Source organism: Blautia wexlerae DSM 19850 (assembly GCF_025148125.1).
Lineage (GTDB): Bacteria > Bacillota > Clostridia > Lachnospirales > Lachnospiraceae > Blautia_A > Blautia_A wexlerae.
The window spans coordinates 2,365,098-2,388,269 of sequence record NZ_CP102267.1 but is presented as its reverse complement, the minus strand read 5'-3'; the positions used below and the strand labels follow the sequence as shown (position 1 = coordinate 2,388,269).

Genomic DNA, 23,172 nt, shown 5'->3' with positions numbered 1-23,172 from the left:
TTTAATTATAAGGAGTGCTGTTTATGATAAGAGCTATTATATTTGCTGTATTTGTTGTCCCTATTATATCTCTCGTATTAGATAAGACACAAAAAGCAACTAAAAAAGAAAAATTCACAAATACTGTTTTTGTATCACACGCCTATCAAACAGTATGTCATATTTGTTCATTGATAATGGTAGGAATTGCAATAGCTTTAGGATTGTTCATGGGATTTGATAATACGGTGGGACACTCTGTTGTTTTTGCTATTTTTGTTCTATTGATTGAATTTTGTGCGTGGGCATTAAAAAGACATAAGGTAGTAATTGACGGAAATAATTTGCGTATTACTCCTGCTGTTGGAAGAACAAGAGAAATTTCATTTAATGATATTTCCCGTTGCACAGAAAAAGAGCAAATAGGATTGAAAATATTTGTAGGAAACAAAAAAATTTGTACAGTTTCTTGCGACTGTGTTGGATATAAAGAATTTCTTGAAATGTTAAAAGAGAAAAATTTACTCTAATACGTTTCGCCCAAATAAACAGTTATATTATTTTAGCAGTTAGTCTTAGGATTGACTGCTTTTTTCATACCCAGAAAGGAGTGATTGATTTATGCAAAAGATTTTTAACAAAGGACACCGTATCAGAGCCAGCGACAAGCACCTTGTCTACTACTTTTCCATAGGAACGCTTCTGTTTGTATTCGTGGCGGTTCTCCTGCTACTGAATATCAAACAGCTCATGCGTACTGATTGGGAACATTTCAGCTTGTTAGAGAACGGCTTGACGCTTTCCCCTTACAACTTCATAACTATACTGATAGCGACTGGTGTTTGTGCATTGGTCGTTTTTCTGTATTACCACTTCTGTTACGATAGTTTCAAGAAGCTCCTGCACCGTCAAAAGCTGGCAAGAATGGTACTGGAAAATAAGTGGTATGAAGCCGATACCGTACAAGACAGCGGTTTTTTTACTGACCTGCAAAGCAGATCAAGGGAAAAAATCGTCTGGTTTCCAAAGATTTATTATCAAATGGAAAAGGGACTGCTTCATATCCGCTGTGAAATTACGCTGGGAAAATATCAAGACCAGCTTTTACGGTTAGAGGATAAATTGGAAAGTGGCTTATATTGTGAGCTGACCGACAAGACCCTGCATGACGGCTATATTGAATATACTCTGCTTTATGATATGATAGCGAACCGCATTACCATTGATGAAGTACGGGCAGAAAACGGCTGTCTGAAACTGATGAAAAATCTTGTCTGGGAATATGACGCACTCCCTCACGCTCTGATTGCTGGTGGAACGGGTGGCGGTAAAACTTATTTTCTGCTGACGCTTATTGAAGCCTTACTGCATACCAACGCTGTCCTTTACATCTTAGACCCGAAGAACGCTGACCTTGCAGACTTAGGGACAGTTATGGGAAATGTGTATCACACCAAAGAAGAAATGATTGATTGTGTCAATGCCTTTTATGAGGGAATGGTACAGCGAAGTGAGGAAATGAAGCAACACCCGAACTATAAGACGGGCGAAAACTACGCCTATCTGGGACTGCCACCCTGCTTTCTTATCTTTGATGAATATGTGGCATTTTTTGAAATGCTGGGGACAAAGGAAAGCGTGGGCTTGCTTAGCCAGTTAAAGAAAATCGTTATGTTAGGACGACAAGCAGGTTATTTCCTTATCGTTGCCTGCCAGCGTCCAGACGCAAAGTATTTCTCTGACGGTATCAGAGATAACTTCAATTTCCGTGTGGGACTTGGGCGTATCAGCGAATTAGGTTACGGTATGCTGTTCGGTTCAGATGTGAAAAAGCAGTTTTTCCAGAAGCGTATCAAGGGGCGTGGCTATTGTGATATGGGAACAAGCGTGATAAGCGAATTTTACACGCCTTTAGTCCCCAAAGGACATGATTTTTTACAAACAATCGGCAGGCTTGCACAAGAAAGACAAGTCATGCCAGAACAACAAGGAAAGGAAGATGTGATTGAATAAGGACACATTAAATGTTTATCACGCACCCACAGAGAAAAACTACCTCTGTTTGTGCTTGAATACAGATATTTTTACAACGGATTGCAGGAAATATATGTTAGATTGTTTTTTAGATTATTCTGTCAATCCAAATCTGCGATTTCATTCAAGGATAGATAAAATCATTGATGATGTTATTCGTGAAAAAATCAACATTCCTCATAAGTTTAGAATGAGGTTGGAAAGTAGACATTGCGTTGAAAGCAGGATAATCTATTTTCGATTTCGAGTTTTAGATAAGGCTTGTCTGCAATGTAATGTATTTCTTAAAGGGCTGTCTGAAGAAATGAAAGAAGCACTTTCAGATGAAAGAATAGATTTTGCGGTTATCTATGAGGGCATACAAGGTTCACAGCAGGACACAGACACGGACGACAAGGACGGGTTTTGCGGTTCTCAACCGCAAGTTCCGTTCTTGGCGGACGGGGCTTGTCCCGTCCGCTGATAAAACCCCTCGGTATCTAACAGAGGGGTACGTTTGCAAATAAACAATAGACAAAAAACATAGGAAACATAAGGCTTCTGACATGGTTTCCTAGTAAAAATCGGCTGTGAAGTCGCCTTAAAAAACTTCACACTTTACAGATTGGGGGTATGGTTCTGAATGAAGAACAATGGATAAAAGAATTACGGGAGAAACGGATTGCTTATGGTATCTCACAAGGCAGGCTGGCGTTGGCTTCTGGTATCACAAGGGAATATCTCAACAAGATAGAAAGTGGAAAAATGAAGCCGTCAAAAGAACTTCTGGAAACTCTGCATAAAGAACTGGCAAGGTTCAATCCAGAAGCACCGCTTACCATGCTGTTTGATTATGTGAAAATCCGTTTTCCCACGCTGGATATACAGCACATCATCAAAGACATATTAAAACTGAATATCAACTATATGCTCCATGAAGATTACGGGCGTTACAGTTATACGGAGCATTATTCTTTAGGGGACATCTTTATCTATACGTCGGCTGACGAAGAAAAAGGTGTCCTTTTAGAGTTAAAGGGGCGTGGGTGCAGGCAGTTTGAAAGTTACCTGCTGGCACAGCAAAGAAGCTGGTATGACTTTCTCATGGACGCACTCGTAGACGGTGGCGTGATGAAGCGTATCGACCTTGCTATCAACGACCATACGGGCATTTTGGATATTCCAGAGCTTGCGGAAAAATGCAGGAAACGGGAATATATCGGAAAGTCCAGAAGCTATAAGTTTTACCAGTCGGGCGAGCTTATCAAGCACAGAGAGGACGACAGAGAATATATGGGACGTACCCTTTATCTTGGTTCGCTGAAATCAGATGTGTATTTCTGTATCTATGAAAAGGACTATGAGCAGTACGTCAAGCTGGGGACACCTCTGGAAGAAGCCGACATTATCAACCGTTTTGAGATACGGCTTCGGAATGAACGAGCCTATTATGCAGTACGAGATTTGCTGACCTATTATGACGCAGAGCAGACCGCCTTTTCTATCATCAACCAGTATGTGCGGTTTGTTGATGAAGAACCAGACAAGCGAAAAAATGACTGGAAACTCAATGACCGCTGGGCGTGGTTTATCGGCGATAACAGACAGAGCTTGAAGCTGACGACAAAGCCAGAGCCTTATACCTTAGACCGTACATTGCGGTGGGTACAAAGGCAGGTAGCACCAACCTTGAAAATGCTGAAAAAGATTGATAAGGGAAACGGTACAGACTACATGGAAACAATCGAACAGCAGGCAAAGCTCACAGAAAAGCATGAAATGATAATCAAACAGCAGACGACCCCTGCAAAAGATTTAGTAGAAAGTTAGGAGTGATAAAAATGTGGGTATTATTAAAAGACTTCCTGCTGGTATCTATGGGAATGGGTATCGGTGTAGTCTTGATGTGTATTTTGAATATCGGCAAAGAAGCTGACTATGAAATGAAACAATTAGAAGAAAGCGAGGACAATTAAATGAATTTCGGACAAAATTTGTATCAATGGTTTTTATCAAACGCACAGAGCTTAGTGCTTATGGCGATTGTGGTTATCGGTATCTACTTAGGGTTTAAACGTGAGTTTTCAAAACTTATTGGCTTCTTGGTAGTTGCCTTGATTGCTGTCGGTTTGGTATTCAATGCTGGCGGTGTGAAAGATGTACTGTTAGAGCTGTTCAATAAGATTATTGGTGCATAAAATTTTATTGTGGTACTGATATGCGAATGATATAATCGGGGTGTGAAAAAAGATAAAATAGATTAGGAGTTAAGCTATGGATTATATTATACGAGAAATAAAAAAGGAAGAATATGATTTACTCAATGACTTTTTGTATAATGCAATTTATATTCCAGACGGTGTTGAGCCACCACCTAAATCAATCATTAACTGCCCAGAATTGCAAGAATATGTTTTTGAATTCGGAAAGCGAAAAGATGATAGGGCTTTAGTTGCGGAAGTTCAAGGAAATGTTGTTGGTGCTATTTGGGTACGAATAATGAACGATTACGGACACATTGACAATGATACACCGTCCCTTGCTATGTCTGTTTTTCAAAAGTATAGAGGACAAGGGATTGGAACTTCATTATTGCAACAGTTATTGTTGGTGGAAAAAACTTCTGGATATTCAAAACTTTCCTTATCTGTTCAAAAAAATAATTATGCAGTAAAGATGTATAAGAAAGCAGGTTTTCTTGTTGTTGATGAAAATAGCGAAGAATATATTATGACTGTAAATCTATAACAGATAATCTAGTTTACAATTTCATATCCATACACACAAAGCAGTTAGTCTTAGGATTGACTGCTTTTTTCTTACCTAAATTTCAGATTGGAGTGATGAAATGAGCGATATTTTTAAGGATATGCAGGTAAAGGTTGGCTGTGAATATATTTCCGACCAGCCCTCTTACAAGCGTAAGGTGTGGCAGGAAATGAAACGGCTGAACCTTGCCGACTATGAAGAAAGACAGTTAGAAGATTTTTCAAAGTATGTGTTTGGTATGCCGTACCAGACCTTAAAAGATGTGATGAAACAACAGAAAGGACGTGAGGAACAATGCAGGAAACAAGGGTGCTGGTGGAAACGAGAGGAACAACTGGCGAAGAAACAATATCATACTGGTTCGACCTGCCGATAGATGTTGCCGAGTTTGAAGAAAAGTTAGGTGTCGGTGCAGAAAGTGGGGATTACCGCATTATTGAAAAGGTGTTGGCTTTTGCTAATGAAGTTCACGAACATACCAGCGTGTATCAGCTCAACGAATTAGATTTTATGTACCGCCAGCTTTCAAGCGATATGCAGGAAGAATATGTATCACTTCTTACGGTGTTTGAGAATTTAGAAGCACTTTATATTTGCAGGAACGTGATTACGGTTTATCCCGACTGCAAAAGCATGATAGATGTTGCAAGGCAAAAGCTGATGAACGACCCGACGTTCAAACATTTATCCGAGGACTGTCAAGAATATTACTTTGACTTTGAAGCCTACGCTTCTCACTTGCAGGAACACGGGAAATTTTTAGTAACGGAACACGGTATCTTTGAACTGCCAGAGTAGGAAATGAGGTGGTGCTTATGATTGATGATATGGCGGTTTATATTGCTAATCTTGGCAAATACAACGAGGGCTATTTAGTCGGTGCGTGGTTCACGTTCCCCATTGACGAGGAAGATGTGAAAGAAAAAATCGGCTTGAATGAACAGTATGAGGAATACGCAATCCATGATACCGATAACTTTCCCATTGCGATTGGCGAGTATGTTTCCATTGAAGAACTGAACTCTATGTATGAAATGATAGAGGAACTTCCCGACTATATCGTAGAGTGTCTGGACGAATTTATCAGCCACTACGGGACGCTGGAAGAAGTCGTGGAACACAAGGACGATATTTATTATTATCCAGACTGTGAAACCATGACAGACGTTGCCTACTACTACATAGACGAATTGCAGGCACTTGGCGACATTCCACCCAGCTTACAGAACTACATTGACTATGAAGCCTACGGGCGAGATTTGGATATGGGCGGTTGCTTCATTGAAACAAGCCGAGGTATGTGCGAGATACCATATTAACGCTGGAAGATCAGCGACAAGCATTGTTGCTACTGACAGCGTATTTCTCTTTTAAGGGACAGTCTGAAACATGGCTGTCCTTTTCTATAGGTAATTGCGAAACAAGTTCGCAATCCTAACTAAAAAGCGGTAAGAATCTTGCAACGCAGGATTCTTAAGATGAAAAATAGGTACTTCTAAATTTGAACATGACTAAAAGACTTCCCAGATAAACTGCGAAGAAAAGATTGTATGCATATTAATAATCAGGCAATCAAAGGCTTCAAACTCCGGATGTATTGGTATTGATGAATCTTATCAGCGACAAGCACAGTAACAAGCTGGGTAATTCCTGCAAGCAGTAAATCAGCATGAAGTGTTTTCTCATTCTGTGTTTTACGATCTGCAATGCAGAAACTATCTTTGAAATGGTTGATTGACTTTTCAACATTTACACGGATCTTGTAAGTATCCTCCCATTCCTGTGAGCCGCGTTCTACACCAGGATAGGCACGAAGGTTCTTTTCAGGATAAATGTAGATCATTCGTCCGCAGGAAGAAGATGTACATGGATTGTCACAATGACATACGCGATGTTTTGACTTGTCGGCAGGATTGTATTCCCATTTCATTTTTGGACATACAAACTTCATGGTAGGAAGTTTGCTCCGCAAATGGGATCTGCTTCCTTCACGCCGCATCGGAAGTGATGGATCGTGAGGACAGCAGGGAATACCGTTTTCATTGACAGTATAGTCGGTTCCTTCCACAGAAAGCTTTGTTTTTAAAGGGATAAAAGCTTTTTGAAAGCCAATTTCTTCAAAGAGGGATTTGTAAATGTTAATGGCATCAAACGCAGCATCTCCAAGAAACGTCTTTGAATTTATTAAAGGATGTTTCTGGAAAAAGTCAATTAAAACTGGAAGAAGTGCTTTCGAATCGGCAAGGGATTTATCCTCATCCGGTGAATCTGATTTCTTCCCTACAACGATATCAGGATGTTTTTTTAGAAAGTCCTTGTTGTAGAAAGTGATGTCACGAACAATACCAAGCCCGTTCGTAATAATACCAAATTTATAGGCGTAACAGAAATGTCCATTGATGTACATCTGCTGGATTGCCTGATTGGAAGCCGCATGAGTTGGCATAGAGCCATAAGCAGCTTTATAAGGATCATAGGAATCATCAAGGTTATGGGACTTTTTGAAAGCCTTTAGCTGCTTGATAATACGGTTGGCATATTTTGGGTTATTTTCTGTAACCCATGCTTCAATGCCAGAGGTATCAAAGATTGTCATGGAAGCAAGGGCAGGATCAAGACTTTGGCAGATCGGTTCGGTCAGATCAACAAGATGATCGAACATAGATTGTAAGTCCGATAAAAAATCCTGTTTGAAACGTGTAAATTTGGAACCATCCGGAACAACATCAAAACCGCAGAAATCACGCAGTTCCTGGGAAAATTTCAAAAATACGATCAGGAGTGTGTCCGTCGGGATTGAGAAAATACGCTGGATAAGAAGTGCCTTAAGCATTGGATAAAGCTGATGTTTGCGAGGTCTTCCGGTACTGGCGTAAAAATGAGAAATAAAAGAAACAGGAATAATTTCATCAAGGTCAATGGCTTCATCAAGAAGCGAAAGGAACTGATATTTGTCGTTGTCGAATTTATTTTGACAATCTTCAAAAATTTCTGCCAAAGTGAGCTGTTTATATGTTATCATGTAGGTATATCTCCTTTAGGTGGATTGGTTAATTAGTTTCTAGGCAATTCTATTTTACCATAAACCTTGAGGAGATATTTTATTTTAACAACAAAAAAATGCCGTATTTATGCGGCTTTTGGCGTTTCGCAAACGCCTAGTCCTTTTCTATTTTGAAAGGAGCTGAAAGAACTTGAAAAAGATTAAATCTTATACGGGTATCTGGAACGTGGAAAAAGTCTTGTATGCAATTAATGACTTTAACTTGCCCTTTCCCGTTACCTTTACGCAGATTACATGGTTTGTGATTACAGAATTTATCATCATTCTGTTTGGGGATATTCCCCCACTTTCCATGATTGAGGGAGCATTTCTCAAATACTTCGGTATTCCCGTTGCTCTCACTTGGTTTATGTCGCAGAAAACTTTTGACGGAAAGAAGCCGTACAGCTTTTTGAAATCACAGATAACCTATGCCCTGCGACCAAAAATCACTTATGCAGGAAAAGCCGTAAAACTGCATAAGCAGATACTCAATGAAACAATCACGGCAGTAAGGAGTGTGAACTATGTTCCCGATAAAATATATTGACAATAACCTTGTCTGGAACAAGGACAATGAGGTGTTTGCCTATTATGAGCTGATACCGTACAACTATTCTTTCTTATCCGCAGAGCAGAAATTTATCGTGCATGACAGCTTTCGCCAGCTTATCGCACAGTCCCGTGAGGGTAAAATTCATGCGTTGCAGATTGCCACAGAAAGCTCAATCCGAAGTATGCAGGAGCAGTCAAAAAAGCTGGTAACTGGAAAATTAAAGGAAGTTGCCTATCAGAAGATAGACGAACAGACCGAAGCGTTAGTATCTATGATTGGGGATAATCAAGTGGACTACCGCTTTTTTCTTGGCTTTAAGCTCATGGTTACGGAAGAACAGCTCAATCTGAAGAACATCAAAAAATCGGCGTGGCTGACGTTCACGGAATTTCTCCATGAAGTGAACCACACGCTGATGAACGACTTTGTTTCCATGCCGAATGATGAAATCAACCGCTACATGAAAATGGAAAAGTTACTGGAAAACAAAATATCCCGTCGTTTCAAGGTGCGACGCTTGGAAACAAACGACTTCGGGTATCTCATAGAACATCTTTACGGTAGGGACGGTGTCGCTTATGAAGATTATGAGTATCAGTTACCAAAGAAGAAATTGAGGAGAGAAACGCAGATAAAATACTACGACCTTATTCGTCCGACAAGATGTGTGATTGAGGAAAGCCAAAGGTATTTACGATTGGAACATGAGGACAAGGAAAGCTATGTGTCCTACTTTACCGTCAATGCGATTGTGGGCGAGCTGGATTTTCCGTCCAGTGAAATCTTCTATTTCCAGCAACAGCAATTCACATTCCCCGTTGATACTTCTATGAATGTAGAAATCGTGGAAAATCGGAAAGCATTAACGACAGTCCGCAACAAGAAAAAGGAATTGAAAGACCTTGACAATCACGCTTATCAAGCAGGAAGTGAAACCAGCTCAAATGTGGTGGACGCATTAGATAGCGTGGACGAGCTGGAAACGGACTTAGACCAGAGCAAAGAAAGTATGTATAAGTTAAGCTACGTCATACGGGTGTCTGCACCCGATCTTGACGAGCTGAAACGCCGTTGTGATGAAGTCAAGGACTTTTACGACGACCTCAATGTAAAACTGGTGCGTCCTGCTGGGGATATGCTGGGGCTTCATTCAGAATTTCTTCCTGCCAGCAAGCGATATATCAATGATTATGTGCAGTATGTAAAATCAGATTTTCTAGCAGGGCTTGGTTTTGGTGCTACCCAGCAGTTAGGAGAAACTACGGGTATCTATATGGGCTATTCTGTTGATACGGGAAGAAATGTGTACCTGCAACCGTCCCTTGCCAGTCAAGGTGTAAAAGGTACAGTTACCAACGCTTTAGCGTCTGCTTTTGTCGGTTCGCTTGGCGGTGGGAAATCGTTCTGTAACAATCTTCTGGTGTATTATTCGGTGCTGTTTGGCGGTCAAGCACTTCTGTTAGACCCTAAAAGTGAGCGTGGCAACTGGAAAGAAACGCTCCCAGAAATCGCCCATGAAATCAATATCGTAAACCTAACAAGCGACAAGGACAATGCAGGACTTCTTGACCCATTCGTGATTATGAAGAATGTTAAGGACGCTGAAAGTCTGGCAATCGACATCTTAACATTCCTTACGGGTATTTCCTCTAGGGACGGCGAAAAATTTCCCGTGTTACGAAAAGCGGTACGTTCTGTTACCCAGAGCGACAGTCGGGGCTTGCTCCATGTGATAGACGAGTTACGCCGTGAAGATACGCCAGTATCAAGAAATATCGCAGACCATATCGACAGCTTCACGGACTACGACTTTGCACACCTGCTGTTTTCAGACGGTACGGTGGAAAATGCTATCAGTCTGGATAATCAGCTCAATATCATTCAAGTAGCTGACCTTGTGTTGCCAGATAAGGACACAACTTTTGAGGAATACACGACCATTGAATTATTGTCGGTGTCTATGCTGATTGTGATTAGTACCTTTGCCCTTGATTTTATCCATTCTGACAGAAGTATTTTTAAGATTGTAGACCTTGACGAAGCGTGGGCGTTCTTAAATGTGGCACAAGGCGAAACCTTATCAAACAAGCTGGTTCGTGCTGGACGAGCTATGCAGGCAGGCGTTTATTTCGTTACACAATCTTCTGGGGACGTGGCAAAGGAAAGTCTGAAAAACAATATCGGCTTGAAGTTTGCCTTTCGTTCTACTGACATCAACGAGATAAAGCAGACCTTAGAATTTTTCGGCATTGACAAGGACGACGAAAATAACCAGAAACGCTTGCGTGATTTGGAGAACGGACAATGTTTATTACAGGATTTATACGGGCGTGTCGGTGTGGTGCAGATACACCCCGTTTTTGAAGAACTGCTACACGCCTTTGATACAAGACCGCCCGTACAGAGAAATGAGGTGGAGTGATGAAAGAAAGGATAAAAGGTGCGTTCACAAAAAAGAAGATTTTCCACTTTCTTAAAATGGCTCTGTTCGTGGTGGCACTCTCCCTTATCCTGCTTTCACTTTTGGGGACGGTGGCTCATGCGACGGGGCTTGTGGACGATACCATAAACGCAGAAAATCTTTACTCAAAATATCCCCTTTCCAACTACCAGCTTGATTTTTATGTGGATAATAGCTGGTCGTGGCTTCCGTGGAACTGGCTGGACGGTATCGGAAAATCGGTGCAGTACGGGCTTTACTGCATTACCAACTTTGTCTGGACGATAAGCCTATATTTAAGCAATGCTACGGGCTATGTGGTGCAGGAAGCCTACAAACTTGATTTTATTAACGATATGGCAGACAGTATCGGAAAAAGCATACAGACCCTTGCAGGTGTTACGGCAAACGGTTTTTCCAGCTCTGGCTTCTATGTTGGTTTCCTGCTTCTCATTATCTTAGTGGTGGGACTTTATGTTGCATATACGGGACTTATCAAACGGGAAACCAGTAAAGCACTTCATGCCGTTATCAACTTTGTGGTGGTGTTCGTGCTGTCCGCTTCGTTTATTGCCTATGCTCCCGACTACATCAAGAAGATAAATGAGTTTTCATCAGACATCAGTACCGCTTCACTTGACTTGGGAACAAAAATCATGCTCCCAAACTCTGACAGCGAGGGCAAGGACAGCGTAGACTTGATACGGGACAGTCTATTTTCTATTCAAGTGGAACAGCCGTGGTTACTCTTACAATTCGGGAACAGCAACGCAGAAGAAATCGGGGCAGACCGTGTAGAAGCTCTTGTATCGGCAAGCCCAGAGGACGAGGACGGAAAGACCAGAGAGGAAGTCGTGAAAACAGAAATCGAGGATAACGACAACAACAATCTGACGATACCGCAGGTGGTAAACCGCTTGGGTATGGTGTTCTTCCTATTCATTTTTAATATAGGTATCACAATCTTTGTATTCTTACTGATGGGGATAATGATGTTAAGCCAGATACTTTTTATTATCTTTGCAATGTTTTTGCCTATCAGTTTTCTTCTTTCCATGATACCTAGTCAAGAAAATCTGGCAAAGCAGGCAATCGTGAGGGTGTTTAATACCATAATGACACGGGCAGGAATAACGCTCATTGTAACGGTGGCGTTCAGTATTTCCAGTATGTTTTATAACATCTCCAAAGATTACCCGTTTTTTATGGTGGCGTTCTTACAGATAGTGTGTTTCGCAGGTATCTTTATCAAGTTAGGCGACTTAATGAATATGTTCTCTTTGAACGCTGGCGACAGTCAAAATATGGGACGCAGGATATTCCGCAGACCGTATCTGTTTATGCGACATAGAGCTAGGCGTATGGAACACCGTATTGCAAGGGCAGTAAGTGCTGGCGGTATTTCGGGTGGTGTGGCTGGTGCGGTGGCTGGAAGTGCCGTTGCTGGCAAACGAGCGGAAAGAAAAAATACAGCTTCTAAAGAAAATCGGGGCAATACCACTTCCAGCATGGGACAGCGAGCAGGCTCAAAGGTGGGTGCTGTCTTAGATACGAAAAATAAAGTGAAAGACAAGGCAAACGCTGTCAAAGAAAACATCAAGGATATGCCGACACAGACCGCTTATGCGGTATATTCCGCAAAGGAAAAGGCAAAGTCCAGCGTATCAGATTTCAAGCGTGGCATGGTGCAGGAACAGCAGTCCAGACAGACGGGACGATTGGAAAAGCAGGAGCAACGCAGGCAGAATATCGCTGACAAGCGTATGGAGCTTCAAAAAGCACAAGAAGCAAGGCAGGCACAGCGAAAGGCTGACGGATCAGCGACAACGGGAGCTACCCGTCCCCATGAGCGACCAGCCACAGCTTCGACCATTCCAAAGCCGAGTGTGGAAAAAATGCAGGAAGTCAAACGCCCTGCCACAGCGACCACTTCAAAGATAAGTGAGCCAGTCAAGACAAGTGTTATCAAAGAGCGTCCGTTATCTTCTGGTGCTTCTGATAGAAAAGCGTCCCAGCCTATACAGCCAGCACATAGGCAGAATGTAGAAAAAGTGGTATCGCAGGAAACACACCAGAATTACAAAGCAGAGCGTACCACAAAGGCACAGACCTTTGAACAATCAAAGCGTACAACGGAACATACCGAAAAGAACCGTAACCTTGTAATGAAGAAAGGACAGAAGAAAAAATGAAACTGAAACATATCGCTCTTATTGGCAGTCTGTTTCCTATCCTCTTTTCTCTGGTGCTGTTCTTTGGTGTCCTCATTAGTGCGGACAGCGACGACGAAAACAGCAACTTTTCTTCTGGCATTACGGTTATGAATTTATCCGCAGAAGTTTTGAAACATCAGCCTATGGTGGAAAAATACGCCAGAGAAAACGGTATCTCCGAGTATGTCAATGTGCTACTTGCTATTATTCAAGTAGAAAGTGGCGGTACGGCAGAAGATGTTATGCAGAGTTCGGAAAGTTTGGGACTACCACCCAACTCTTTAGATAGCGAAAGTTCAATCAAGCAGGGGTGTAAATATTTTGCGTCCCTGCTTTCTTCCTGCCAAAATCAAGGTATCGACGACTTGAATGTAGCGATACAGTCCTATAATTATGGCGGTGGTTATGTGGGATATGTGGCAGGAAAAGGAAAGAAATATACCTTTAATCTTGCAGAGAGCTTCGCCCGTGAGAAATCGGGTGGAAAGAAAGTAACCTACACCAACCCGATAGCCGTTGCAAAGAACGGGGGCTGGCGGTATGGCTATGGAAATATGTTCTATGTGGAATTAGTCAATCAGTATTTAACTGTTCCGCAGGTATCGGGAGAGCTGGCACAAAAGGTAATGAATGAAGCGTTGAAATATCAAGGCTGGAAGTATGTGTATGGCGGTAGCAATCCCAACACTTCCTTTGACTGCTCGGGACTGATGCAATGGTGTTATGGAAAAGCTGGTATCTCCTTACCGAGAACAGCACAAGCACAATATGACGCTACCCAACATCTTCCGCTTTCGCAGGCAAAGGCTGGGGACTTGGTATTTTTCCATTCCACCTATAACGCTGGTTCGTATGTAACCCACGTCGGCATTTATGTAGGAAATAACCAGATGTACCATGCGGGCGACCCGATAGGATATGCAGACCTAAGTAATAGTTACTGGCAACAGCACTTAATCGGTGCAGGACGAGTAAAACAATAGAAAGGACTTGAAAAATATGTTTAAGAAGAATAAGAAACAGACAGAAACTATCAAAGAACCAAAAGAAAAAAAGGTGCGTACTGTTAAGGTAGGCACACATAAGAAAACCGTGATTGCGTTGTGGGTGGTGCTTATCGCAAGCGTGAGCTTTGGAGTGTATAAGAATTTTACTGCTATCGACCAGCACACGACCCATGAAAAAGAAATCATTGAACTTTGCTTGCAGGACACCAACGGGATAGAAAATTTCGTGAAGAATTTTGCGAAGTCCTACTACACATGGAATAACAGCAAAGAAGCTATCGAAGCAAGGACGCAGGCAATCAGCGGTTATCTGACAAAGGAATTGCAGGACTTGAATGTTGATACAATCAGAACGGATATACCGACCAGCTCCACAGCTACAAATGTGATTGTATGGAGTATCGAACAATCGGGAACGAACACTTTTTCTGCTACCTACGAAGTAGATCAGCAGATAAAAGAGGGAGAAAAGACAAGCAATGTGAAAGCAACCTATACCGTAAAAGTCCATATAGACGCTGACGGGGATATGGTAATCGTTCAGAACCCTACCCTTGCACCAGCAATCGAAAAATCAGACTATGAGCCTAAGACACCAGAAGCAGACGCAAGTGTAGACGCTGATACTGTAAACGACGCTACCGCATTTCTGGAAACATTCTTTAAGCTGTACCCAACAGCCACAGAAAAAGAACTTGCCTATTATGTATCTGGTAATGTACTTGAACCTATCGGCAGAGATTACCTTTATTCTGAACTGATAAACCCTATCTTTACAAAGGACGGGGAGAATGTGAAAGTCAAGGTTGCTGTGAAATTCCTTGATAATCAGACAAAGGCAACGCAGGTATCGCAATATGAGCTTGTGCTACATAAGGATAGCAACTGGAAGATTATAGGATAAGTATTAAGGGGTTATCAAAAAAAGATAGCCCCCTTTACCCTAAAAGCAGAAAACGTTGCTCACGTTTCAGATATATGTTAATATTAAAATTAGAATAGATTAACAAAAAGAGATGATTGGTATGGATAATAGATTTAATAAATCTTGGTATGGAGATAAAGCACAATTAGTCGATAGTGATAATGATTGTGTTATTATAGATTATGGCTGTAAAGGAAAAGGTATTATTACAAGTTATAATCTTTATGACGGTATCACACTTTGTTTTCTTGATTTTTATACAGATGAAATTATGCCCTCACAAAAATTTAATCCTGATATAATTTCTATTGTCCATTGTCAAGCGGGGCGTTATGAATGTGAATTTTCTAATCATCAGATGTTTTATTTGTCAGAAGGATATTTCAGTATTATGGGGACTAAACATTTGCCTATATCTTTTTCCTTTCCCCTAAAAAAATGTTACGCATTTAGCTTAGTCATAGATAAACACGCCCTTAGTGCAGATACACAAAAAATTCTAAATGATTTTTGCTTAGATATGGACAAAATAAGTGAAAGATTAAAGTTAAATAAAAATGGATATTTAAGTCATGCAGACTTTGAGTTAGGACATCTTTTTGAAGAATTTTATAATGCTAAAGATAAGGAAAGTATTACCTATTTTCGTGTTAAAGCAATCGAATTTTTATATTTCATCAACAAACTGTCGGGCAATGAAGAAACTGAATTTCGATATTTCAACAAAAAATATATACAAATAACAAAAGATGTTTGCAAATATATGACAGAACATTTAGAAGAAAAAGTATCTCTGGAACAATTAGCTTATGAAAAAGGAATTAACTTGTCGTTACTGTATAAAGTCTTTGCACAAGTATATGGAGATACTCCTTATTCTTACATAAAAAAATACAAGATGAATATAGCGTCTAATGAATTAAGAAATTCAAAGCGTAAAATAAATGATATTGCGTTAAGTCTTGGATATAGTAATGCAAGTAAATTTTCTATTGCATTTCAATCGGTATATGGTATTTTACCTAAAGATTATCGAAAGGCAGAAAATTAACACTTTTGGGCTATTTTTTGGATAGATATATAGCTATGGAGTAGAAGCAAATAAATATAAAAAGTAAAATGATGTATGTTAGCAAGAGCTAACTACATCATTTTTTAGTTAGGAGGATTTATTATGGCAAAGAAAACGCCAAAACAGGTAAAGCCTAAAACTGGCTTGGCACGATGTATGGAACTGGCTTCAAATAAGAAAGGACTGATTTTTATATCCGCTATTCTTTCTTCCTTAGCGTCGATTGCTTCATTTATTCCTTATATTGCAGTTTACTTCATCATTCGTTCTATTCTTCAAGTTTATCCAAATTTGAATAGCTTAGATGTCAATGAAGTAATAGGGTATGGCTGGTTGGCTCTGGGTGGAATTATCGCAAATATTTTGTTGTATTTTTTGGCGATATTTTGTTCTCATCTTGCGGCTTTTGGAACATTGTATGAATTAAAGGTTAAATTTGCAGAACATATTACCAAAATACCTTTAGGTTATCATTTGACGATTGGAAGTGGACGGTTAAGAAAAATCATGGACGAAAATATAGAAAGTGTTGAGGGTTTCATTGCACATCAATTTCCTGATTTTGTGGCTTCCGTAACTGCTCCGATTGTTATGGTTATTTTATTATTTGCTATTGATTGGAGATTCGGCATTGCTTCTCTTGTTGGTATTATTTTAGCTTTTATTGTTCAGTTTATGGGTTATGGAAGTGGGGCAATGAAAGAAAATATGGGGAAATATCAAATTGCTCTTGAAGATATGAATAATGCGTCTGTTGAATATGTACGAGGTATGCCAGTCGTTAAGGCTTTTAATCAGACAGCTAATTCATTTGAACAGTTAAAACATGCAATCTCTCAATATACAGAATGGGTATTGAAATTTTCATTAGGTTGGCAAAATTGTATGCCTGCATTTACAACGATAATTAACAATATTTATCTTGTGCTTATACCCGTAGGTATTTTAATTGGTACTAATGCAGTAAACCAGAAAGAATTTCTGATGACTTTCATCTTCTATTTGCTCTTTGTTCCAGCAGTAGCGGGTATACTTAACAAAATTATGTATGTTTCAGAATCGTTTATGCAAATCAATGGAAATGTTGCAAGAATGGACGAAATATTTAATATTCCAGTCTTAAAAGATACACAAATATCAAAGACTTTTGATAATGACAATGTTACATTCGATAATGTTAGTTTTTCTTATACTGGAAAAGAGAATGAACTGGCAATAAAAAATGTTTCTTTTGAAGCAAAGCAAGGGGAAATAACAGCGATCGTCGGCTTATCTGGTGGTGGAAAAAGTACGATTGCTAATTTGATTTCTCGTTTTTGGGACGTAACCTCTGGAAGCATTAAAATAGGAAATGTTGATGTTCGTGAAGTTGGAACTAATGACTTAATGAAACATATTAGCTTTGTGTTTCAAGATATATTTCTTTTTAAGCAAAGTATTTTCGATAATATTCGCATGGGAAATCCAAACGCAACAAAAGAGCAAGTCATATCAGCTTCTAAAGCGGCACAGTGTCATGATTTTATTTCTAAATTACCAAACGGATATGATACAGTAGTCGGAACACAAGGTATACATCTTTCAGGTGGAGAACGACAGAGAATTGCTATCGCAAGAGCTATTATTAAAGACGCCCCTATCATTGTATTAGATGAAGCAACTGCATTTAGCGACCCTGAAAATGAATATTTGATACAAAAGGCTTTTGAGAAACTTATGCAAGACAAAACTGTCATTATGATTGCACACCGTCTTTCTACAATTCGTAATGCAAATAAAATTATTGTTATGGAAAATGGTCGCTTAATTGAAAGTGGAAAACATAATGATTTAATACAGAAAAATGGACGTTATGCTGAAATGTGGAAACATTATACAGAGGCGATTGATTGGAAAGTTCAAACAAAGGTGGTGCAGTAAAATGAAAAAATTAAAAGAAATATTATTTTTATCAGATAAAGGCTATACTGATTTGAAAAAAGCAATCATTGCTTGTACGATTACAAATTTAGCAATGTTACTTCCGTTTTGTATTACAGTTATGGTTTTTAGTGAGCTATTAAATCCTTTTTTAGGGCAAGAGTTAGATTGGCAAAATATCTGGTTGCTTTGGGGAGCAGGTATTATTTCAGCAATCATTGTTTTCTTAGCTTCCAAAAATGATTATCGCAAGACTTATATTGCTTCTTATAAAGAGTCAAATGTTACTAGATTGCGTATTGCTGAACATCTGCGTAAACTTCCTATGAGTTTCTTCAACACAAAGGATTTATCAGAACTTACAACAAATATGATGTCGGATTGTAGTAGTATGGAGTCAATGTTAAGTAGTACTATTCCGCCTCTAATTGCAAATGGAATTTCTGTAACTTTAACCTGTGTTCTTCTTGCACTATTTGATTGGCGTTTAGCATTATGCGTTTTCATTACATTACCGATTGCTTTCTTAGTTATTTGGTGTAGCAGGAAATATCAGATAAAATTATTTGAAAAGCAAGTGGAAACAAAATTAAATGCGTCCAGTCAAGTACAAGAATATTTAGAGGGAATAAAAATCATTAAATCATGTAATTTAAGCGGCGTTCACTTTAGGACTTTGAACAGAGCGTTATTGGAAATGAAAAAAATTGCTGTTAAAGTTGAAATGGTTGTCGGTATTTTTATGTCCAGTGCAAGCATGATTTTACAAGCAGGAATAGGAATAACTATATTTGTAGGGACAATCTTATTAGTCAATGGACAAATTGAGCTATTACCTCTTCTTATGTTTTTCTTGATTGTAACAAAGATATATGGACCGATATTAGCTATTTTATCTCAATTAACTACATTATTAAATCTTAATGTCGTTACAGAAAGAATGAAAACATTATTGACTACTCCTGCTATGAGTGGGAAAGAAGAAACACCTCAAACTTATAATATTAAGTTAAATTATGTATCTTTTGCTTATAACAATGAAGATGTTATTCACAATGTTTCATGCACAATACCACAGGGAAGCATAACAGCGTTAGTTGGTCCGTCTGGAAGCGGAAAAAGTACAATCGCAAAATTGATTGCCAGATTTTGGGATATACAAAGCGGTTCAATAACGATTGGTAATAAAAACATTAAAACAATCAATCCTGAAAATTTAATGGAAAAGATGTCCTTTGTCTTTCAAGATGTTACATTGTTTAATGATACAGTTTTTAATAATATTCAAATGGGAAATCCTAATGCTACAAAAGAACAAGTATATAAAGCTGCCAAAGTAGCTTACTGTGATGAATTTGTTCGTAATCTGCCAAATGGATATGATACTATTTTAGGAGAAAACGGAAGTACATTGTCAGGTGGAGAACGTCAAAGAATTTCTATTGCAAGAGCTTTATTAAAAGACTCTCCGATTATTCTTTTAGACGAGGCAACCGCCTCTCTTGACCCAGAAAATGAAGTTTTCGTACAAAAAGCACTTGCACATCTGATAAAAGGTAAAACAGTTATTATGATTGCACACCGTCTAAGGACTGTGGTAGATGCAGACCAGATATTAGTAATGGAAAATGGAAAAATAGTTGAACATGGAACACATAATGAGCTTATGGAAAGAAAAGGGCTATATCACAAATTATATTCTATTCAACAAGAAAGTCTGGGGTGGTCTGTATAATCGTATAGAAAAACTGATATAGAATAGAAAAATAGTATTATAAGAGCAGAAACATTAAATTTTCAATGATTTACAATATCATAACTTGCTTTTCAAGATGTTTATGCTTAAAGGAGAAACACACATATGATTGGTCTGAAAAAACGAGATATTAAAAAAGCATTGAAAGCTGGGGCAAAAGCTGGCGGTGTATCATTGTCTGATGTTCGGGCGGATATTGAAGCAACGATTGATGAAGCTATGAACAGCACCGACCCAGAGGTGCAGGCAAATTTTAAAAAGTATTTTGGAAATAAACGCCCTACATCAGAAGAATATATTTACAAGATTACCCAAAAGACAAAAGTGTAATACAAAACAAGTGCTGTAAGGGGGATTGTATTATGGAACATTTTAAGCGAAATTCTATACAATCATACACTACCTAATAGCATTTTATTAAAAACTGAATATTTTACAGCTTTAATAGCTCGTATAAAACTATATGTTTTGTGCGGGCTTTTTTTGTACCCGAAAAAATTTTTTCAATTTTTTTCAAATTCCTGCAACAAATCACACCTTGCCGTACAGATATGGTGCGGAAAGAGGGATAAACACTTTTCACGTCATAACGGAAAGGGGGTGTGATGATATGAAACCGTCGAACTTCCAAAGAACGATACAATGTCAATTCGATTGCAAGCTCAAACGTGTAGTAAAGGGCATTGTCCGTAATTACCGCAAAGAATTAAAGCGACGAAGAAATAAGGAAATTTCCTATTGTGAACTTCCAGAAATCGTCGTGGAAAAGCTGGCTGTCTGGGACGAATATGAAAGCGATTATACCGCCTTTGATGTATGCGGTATTGAGGTTCGTGTCCTTGATGATGATTTAGCAGAAGCGATTAAGTATCTGTCTGAAAAGGACAGAGAAATCTTGTTGATGTACTTCTTCTTAGGCATGAGCGATACAGAAATCGGCGACAGATTAAAGATTAACCGTTCAACGTCGTTCCGCAGTAGGAAGAACTCACTTGAAGAAATCAAGAAAAAGTTAAAGGAGAACATGAATGATGAATAACACACGCCCGTCATTTTACCTTATCTCGTCGGCTGTGGACGGCAACGTAAATTCGATTGAAAAGATACTGGCATTTTATGACCCGTACATATCAAAATGTTGTTTACGTCCATTCTATGACAGATATGGTAATGTCTGCATAGTCGTAGACATGGAATTAAAGGGACGTATCAGAGAAGCACTTATCAAAATGATGTTGGACTTTGATATTCCTTTAGAAACCGAAGAATAAGAAGCAGTAACCGCAGAGCATGATTTGTTCAATCCCCTCTTTCCTGCTCTGCTCCTGCTTTTACATGAAAGCAACACGCTTTCGCCACAGCTCTTTGACAACTGAATAAAGCAGACAGATACGTTTGTGAGATAGCGAGCCACGGGGACTGTACGCCACGACCTTTTCAAAAAGAAAGCGAGCGACCCACGCAGTGATCCGAGAGCGACTGTTGGAAAAGTCGTTTTGCCACGACCTATCCTCACAGAATAATGATACGTCCGCATGGTGCGGTTCTGCCCACAAGAATGGGAATAGTTGAGATACTAACGGAGCTTTCCAAAGCCGTCTGCCTGCTTGTAAAAAACGACACACAGTAAAGGGGGTGTATAGATTATGAACAATACTGATGTGCCTATCTGGGAAAAATATACGCTGACGATTGAAGAAGCGTCTAAATACTTCCGTATTGGCGAAAAGAAATTGCGTAAATTAGCCGAAGAAAATCTTGACGCTGGCTGGGTTATCGTGAACGGTAATCGTATTCAGATTAAGCGAAAACAATTTGAAAAAATCATAGATACATTGGACGAAATCTAATGTCATTGAGCCGTAGATATGGTATAATAAGGTATAGCGTATCACGGCTCATTCCATGACGGAAAGGAGCTTTACACTATGTCTAATGTGAAACGAAAAGACAGTAAAAATCGCAATTTGCGTAATGGAGAGAGCCAGCGAAAAGACGGAAGATACGTTTATAAATATACCGATATATACGGAAAGCCACAATTTATCTATTCTTGGAAACTTGTACCGACAGACAAGACACCTGCTGGAAAGCGTGATGATATATCGTTGAGGGAAAAAGAAGCACAGATAAAAAAAGACCTTAACGACGGTATCGACACAGTCGGCGGTAAAATGACAGTCTGCCAGCTCTACGACAAGAAGAACAGCCAAAGAAAGAACATCAAAAGGGCTACTGAAAAAGGACGACAGTATCTTATGAACGCTCTGAAAAATGACCCATTGGGTATGAGGGCGATTGATACGGTTAAGCAGTCGGACGCTAAAGAATGGGCTATTAGAATGAGTGAAAAAGGATATGCCTATAAAACGATTGATAACTATAAGCGTTCCTTGAAAGCGTCATTTTACATGGCGATACAAGACGACTGTATCAGAAAGAACCCATTTGAATTTAAGCTAAGTGATGTTCTGGAAGATGATACCGAACAGAAAGTTATCCTTACACCAGAGCAGGAAGAACGCCTGCTTGCCTTTATGGAAAAGGACAAAATTTATAGTAAGTATTATGATGAGGTTGTGCTTCTGCTGGAAACGGGACTTCGTATTTCTGAATTTTGCGGACTGACGATGCATATTGATATGCAGAACAGAGTACTCAATATAGACCACCAGTTATTGAAAGATAGCGAAATGGGTTACTATATTGAAACGCCAAAGACCAAAAACGGAAAACGGGAACTTCCATTGACAGAACGGGCTTATCAAGCAATCCAAAGAATACTAAAGAACAGAGGAAAGGCACAACCGCTGATTGTAGGTGGTTACAGCAATTTCCTATTCCTAAATCGTGAGGGCTTGCCTAAAGTTGCAGGAAACTATGAGGGCATGGTGCGAGGACTGATTAAGAAGTATAACAAGTATCACACGGACAAGTTACCGAACATCACGCCACATTCATTCAGACATACTTATTGTACGAATATGGCAAACAGAGGAATGAACCCAAACACTCTGCAATACCTCATGGGACACGCTAACATAACCATGACACTTGGCTATTACGCACACGGTACATTTCAATCTGCAAAAGCAGAACTGGAAAGACTGGCTTGTTAATATCGGAGCTTATATTTACTACTCATTTACTACTTTTGGTTGCATTTTCATGCTGGTAAATGCCAGCTTATGCAAGGTATCTTCCGAAAAGAAAATACCGATAAAGCCCTAAAATACGGGATATATCGGCATTTACCAACTTATGAAAAGATAATCAGAAATTTAGTAAGTTTTTGCCTATAAAATAGTGTTAACTTATTTTTATCGGTTTACAAGGAGAAGTGTTCTGGGCTATAATAAGATACATTAGAATAACAGTTACTGTGAGCGGAGTGAACAGTAACGAATAATAATTCTAAATGTGACAAAACAGAATGAAATAGTAATGTAATATCAGACTTATAGAATAATAACCAAGAA

The 23,172-nt window shown here is 39.3% G+C and carries 23 protein-coding genes and 1 pseudogene; 23 read left to right on the top strand and 1 reads right to left on the bottom strand.

Going from position 1 to position 23,172, the window contains the following annotated elements; translation table 11 throughout:
* The first annotated feature begins 23 nt into the window (after positions 1-23).
* The 10 genes from NQ550_RS11125 (at position 24) to NQ550_RS11080 (ending at position 6,080) form a co-directional block, all read left to right on the top strand.
* Complete coding sequence (locus NQ550_RS11125; protein ID WP_004843350.1) at positions 24-509, top strand: DUF6560 family protein; 486 nt, start codon at positions 24-26, stop codon at positions 507-509.
* Between the two features lie 91 nt (positions 510-600).
* A complete protein-coding gene (locus tag NQ550_RS11120) occupies positions 601-1,992 on the top strand; it encodes an FtsK/SpoIIIE domain-containing protein (RefSeq protein WP_025580130.1) in 1,392 nt (463 codons plus the stop codon).
* Entirely contained in the window at positions 1,985-2,476 is a 492-nt protein-coding gene (locus NQ550_RS11115) for a hypothetical protein (protein ID WP_009905022.1), read from the top strand. Before NQ550_RS11120 ends, NQ550_RS11115 begins: the two co-directional genes overlap by 8 nt.
* Positions 2,477-2,625: 149 nt before the next feature.
* Positions 2,626-3,822, top strand: a complete 1,197-nt coding sequence (gene mobT, locus NQ550_RS11110; protein WP_003417612.1) for a MobT family relaxase — start codon at positions 2,626-2,628, stop codon at positions 3,820-3,822.
* Between the two features lie 11 nt (positions 3,823-3,833).
* Positions 3,834-3,968 carry a DUF3789 domain-containing protein gene (locus NQ550_RS11105; protein ID WP_003417615.1) on the top strand — a complete coding sequence of 45 codons (135 nt, stop codon included), beginning with the start codon at positions 3,834-3,836 and terminating at the stop codon, positions 3,966-3,968.
* Positions 3,969-4,190: a hypothetical protein gene (locus tag NQ550_RS11100; protein WP_002323342.1), complete on the top strand. Its 222-nt coding sequence runs from the start codon at positions 3,969-3,971 to the stop codon at positions 4,188-4,190.
* A gap of 76 nt (positions 4,191-4,266) precedes the next feature.
* Complete coding sequence (locus tag NQ550_RS11095) at positions 4,267-4,740, top strand: GNAT family N-acetyltransferase (protein ID WP_003417620.1); 474 nt, start codon at positions 4,267-4,269, stop codon at positions 4,738-4,740.
* Positions 4,741-4,840: 100 nt separating this feature from the next.
* Positions 4,841-5,137 carry a hypothetical protein gene (locus NQ550_RS11090; protein WP_010774377.1) on the top strand — a complete coding sequence of 99 codons (297 nt, stop codon included), beginning with the start codon at positions 4,841-4,843 and terminating at the stop codon, positions 5,135-5,137.
* Positions 5,056-5,559 carry an antirestriction protein ArdA gene (locus NQ550_RS11085; RefSeq protein WP_003417621.1) on the top strand — a complete coding sequence of 168 codons (504 nt, stop codon included), beginning with the start codon at positions 5,056-5,058 and terminating at the stop codon, positions 5,557-5,559. Before NQ550_RS11090 ends, NQ550_RS11085 begins: the two co-directional genes overlap by 82 nt.
* Before the next feature lie 17 nt (positions 5,560-5,576).
* On the top strand, positions 5,577-6,080 hold the full coding sequence (locus tag NQ550_RS11080) for an antirestriction protein ArdA (protein WP_003417623.1): 504 nt from the start codon (positions 5,577-5,579) through the stop codon (positions 6,078-6,080).
* Between the two features lie 340 nt (positions 6,081-6,420).
* Here the strand turns inward: NQ550_RS11080 and NQ550_RS11075 are convergent.
* Positions 6,421-7,783, bottom strand: a pseudogene (locus tag NQ550_RS11075) (transposase); the annotation flags it as partial.
* 172 nt (positions 7,784-7,955) lie between these two features.
* On the opposite strand from NQ550_RS11075, the gene NQ550_RS11070 reads away from it, so the two are divergent.
* The 13 genes from NQ550_RS11070 (at position 7,956) to NQ550_RS11010 (ending at position 22,812) form a co-directional block, all read left to right on the top strand.
* Positions 7,956-8,354 carry a conjugal transfer protein gene (locus tag NQ550_RS11070; protein ID WP_003061368.1) on the top strand — a complete coding sequence of 133 codons (399 nt, stop codon included), beginning with the start codon at positions 7,956-7,958 and terminating at the stop codon, positions 8,352-8,354.
* Positions 8,332-10,782, top strand: a complete 2,451-nt coding sequence (gene tcpF / locus NQ550_RS11065) for a conjugal transfer ATPase TcpF (protein WP_003417628.1) — start codon at positions 8,332-8,334, stop codon at positions 10,780-10,782. The genes NQ550_RS11070 and tcpF overlap by 23 nt, the downstream gene beginning before the upstream one ends.
* Positions 10,782-12,992, top strand: a complete 2,211-nt coding sequence (locus NQ550_RS11060; protein ID WP_003417629.1) for a CD3337/EF1877 family mobilome membrane protein — start codon at positions 10,782-10,784, stop codon at positions 12,990-12,992. The genes tcpF and NQ550_RS11060 overlap by 1 nt, the downstream gene beginning before the upstream one ends.
* Positions 12,989-13,996 (top strand): C40 family peptidase, encoded by a 1,008-nt coding sequence (locus NQ550_RS11055; protein ID WP_025578655.1) that lies wholly within the window; start codon positions 12,989-12,991, stop codon positions 13,994-13,996. The genes NQ550_RS11060 and NQ550_RS11055 overlap by 4 nt, the downstream gene beginning before the upstream one ends.
* Before the next feature lie 16 nt (positions 13,997-14,012).
* Positions 14,013-14,924 carry a conjugal transfer protein gene (locus NQ550_RS11050; RefSeq protein ID WP_000473997.1) on the top strand — a complete coding sequence of 304 codons (912 nt, stop codon included), beginning with the start codon at positions 14,013-14,015 and terminating at the stop codon, positions 14,922-14,924.
* Between the two features lie 121 nt (positions 14,925-15,045).
* Positions 15,046-15,996: a helix-turn-helix domain-containing protein gene (locus tag NQ550_RS11045; protein WP_000370299.1), complete on the top strand. Its 951-nt coding sequence runs from the start codon at positions 15,046-15,048 to the stop codon at positions 15,994-15,996.
* 123 nt (positions 15,997-16,119) lie between these two features.
* Positions 16,120-17,937 carry an ABC transporter ATP-binding protein gene (locus tag NQ550_RS11040; RefSeq protein WP_025578659.1) on the top strand — a complete coding sequence of 606 codons (1,818 nt, stop codon included), beginning with the start codon at positions 16,120-16,122 and terminating at the stop codon, positions 17,935-17,937.
* A 1-nt stretch (position 17,938) separates the two neighbouring features.
* Positions 17,939-19,672 carry an ABC transporter ATP-binding protein gene (locus tag NQ550_RS11035; protein WP_025578661.1) on the top strand — a complete coding sequence of 578 codons (1,734 nt, stop codon included), beginning with the start codon at positions 17,939-17,941 and terminating at the stop codon, positions 19,670-19,672.
* 126 nt (positions 19,673-19,798) lie between these two features.
* On the top strand, positions 19,799-20,023 hold the full coding sequence (locus NQ550_RS11030) for a hypothetical protein (protein WP_003417802.1): 225 nt from the start codon (positions 19,799-19,801) through the stop codon (positions 20,021-20,023).
* A 280-nt stretch (positions 20,024-20,303) separates the two neighbouring features.
* The gene (locus NQ550_RS11025; protein ID WP_009896527.1) at positions 20,304-20,732 is read left to right on the top strand and encodes an RNA polymerase sigma factor; all 429 of its coding nucleotides are present in this window, start codon (positions 20,304-20,306) and stop codon (positions 20,730-20,732) included.
* Positions 20,725-20,964, top strand: coding sequence for a helix-turn-helix domain-containing protein (locus tag NQ550_RS11020; RefSeq protein WP_009896525.1), 240 nt, complete (start codon positions 20,725-20,727; stop codon positions 20,962-20,964). The genes NQ550_RS11025 and NQ550_RS11020 overlap by 8 nt, the downstream gene beginning before the upstream one ends.
* 375 nt (positions 20,965-21,339) lie before the next feature.
* Positions 21,340-21,543 carry an excisionase gene (locus tag NQ550_RS11015; protein WP_002347229.1) on the top strand — a complete coding sequence of 68 codons (204 nt, stop codon included), beginning with the start codon at positions 21,340-21,342 and terminating at the stop codon, positions 21,541-21,543.
* A gap of 78 nt (positions 21,544-21,621) precedes the next feature.
* Positions 21,622-22,812 (top strand): tyrosine-type recombinase/integrase, encoded by a 1,191-nt coding sequence (locus NQ550_RS11010; protein WP_025578667.1) that lies wholly within the window; start codon positions 21,622-21,624, stop codon positions 22,810-22,812.
* Positions 22,813-23,172: the final 360 nt, after the last annotated feature.

Coding starts and splice junctions, on each gene's coding strand:
- NQ550_RS11125 (WP_004843350.1), top strand. CDS start 24: ATGATAAGAGCTATTATATTTGCTGTATTTGTTGTCCCTATTATATCT.
- NQ550_RS11120 (WP_025580130.1), top strand. CDS start 601: ATGCAAAAGATTTTTAACAAAGGACACCGTATCAGAGCCAGCGACAAG.
- mobT (WP_003417612.1), top strand. CDS start 2,626: ATGGTTCTGAATGAAGAACAATGGATAAAAGAATTACGGGAGAAACGG.
- NQ550_RS11105 (WP_003417615.1), top strand. CDS start 3,834: ATGTGGGTATTATTAAAAGACTTCCTGCTGGTATCTATGGGAATGGGT.
- NQ550_RS11100 (WP_002323342.1), top strand. CDS start 3,969: ATGAATTTCGGACAAAATTTGTATCAATGGTTTTTATCAAACGCACAG.
- NQ550_RS11095 (WP_003417620.1), top strand. CDS start 4,267: ATGGATTATATTATACGAGAAATAAAAAAGGAAGAATATGATTTACTC.
- NQ550_RS11090 (WP_010774377.1), top strand. CDS start 4,841: ATGAGCGATATTTTTAAGGATATGCAGGTAAAGGTTGGCTGTGAATAT.
- NQ550_RS11085 (WP_003417621.1), top strand. CDS start 5,056: ATGCAGGAAACAAGGGTGCTGGTGGAAACGAGAGGAACAACTGGCGAA.
- NQ550_RS11080 (WP_003417623.1), top strand. CDS start 5,577: ATGATTGATGATATGGCGGTTTATATTGCTAATCTTGGCAAATACAAC.
- tcpF (WP_003417628.1), top strand. CDS start 8,332: ATGTTCCCGATAAAATATATTGACAATAACCTTGTCTGGAACAAGGAC.
- NQ550_RS11060 (WP_003417629.1), top strand. CDS start 10,782: ATGAAAGAAAGGATAAAAGGTGCGTTCACAAAAAAGAAGATTTTCCAC.
- NQ550_RS11055 (WP_025578655.1), top strand. CDS start 12,989: ATGAAACTGAAACATATCGCTCTTATTGGCAGTCTGTTTCCTATCCTC.
- NQ550_RS11050 (WP_000473997.1), top strand. CDS start 14,013: ATGTTTAAGAAGAATAAGAAACAGACAGAAACTATCAAAGAACCAAAA.
- NQ550_RS11045 (WP_000370299.1), top strand. CDS start 15,046: ATGGATAATAGATTTAATAAATCTTGGTATGGAGATAAAGCACAATTA.
- NQ550_RS11040 (WP_025578659.1), top strand. CDS start 16,120: ATGGCAAAGAAAACGCCAAAACAGGTAAAGCCTAAAACTGGCTTGGCA.
- NQ550_RS11035 (WP_025578661.1), top strand. CDS start 17,939: ATGAAAAAATTAAAAGAAATATTATTTTTATCAGATAAAGGCTATACT.
- NQ550_RS11030 (WP_003417802.1), top strand. CDS start 19,799: ATGATTGGTCTGAAAAAACGAGATATTAAAAAAGCATTGAAAGCTGGG.
- NQ550_RS11025 (WP_009896527.1), top strand. CDS start 20,304: ATGAAACCGTCGAACTTCCAAAGAACGATACAATGTCAATTCGATTGC.
- NQ550_RS11020 (WP_009896525.1), top strand. CDS start 20,725: ATGAATAACACACGCCCGTCATTTTACCTTATCTCGTCGGCTGTGGAC.
- NQ550_RS11015 (WP_002347229.1), top strand. CDS start 21,340: ATGAACAATACTGATGTGCCTATCTGGGAAAAATATACGCTGACGATT.
- NQ550_RS11010 (WP_025578667.1), top strand. CDS start 21,622: ATGTCTAATGTGAAACGAAAAGACAGTAAAAATCGCAATTTGCGTAAT.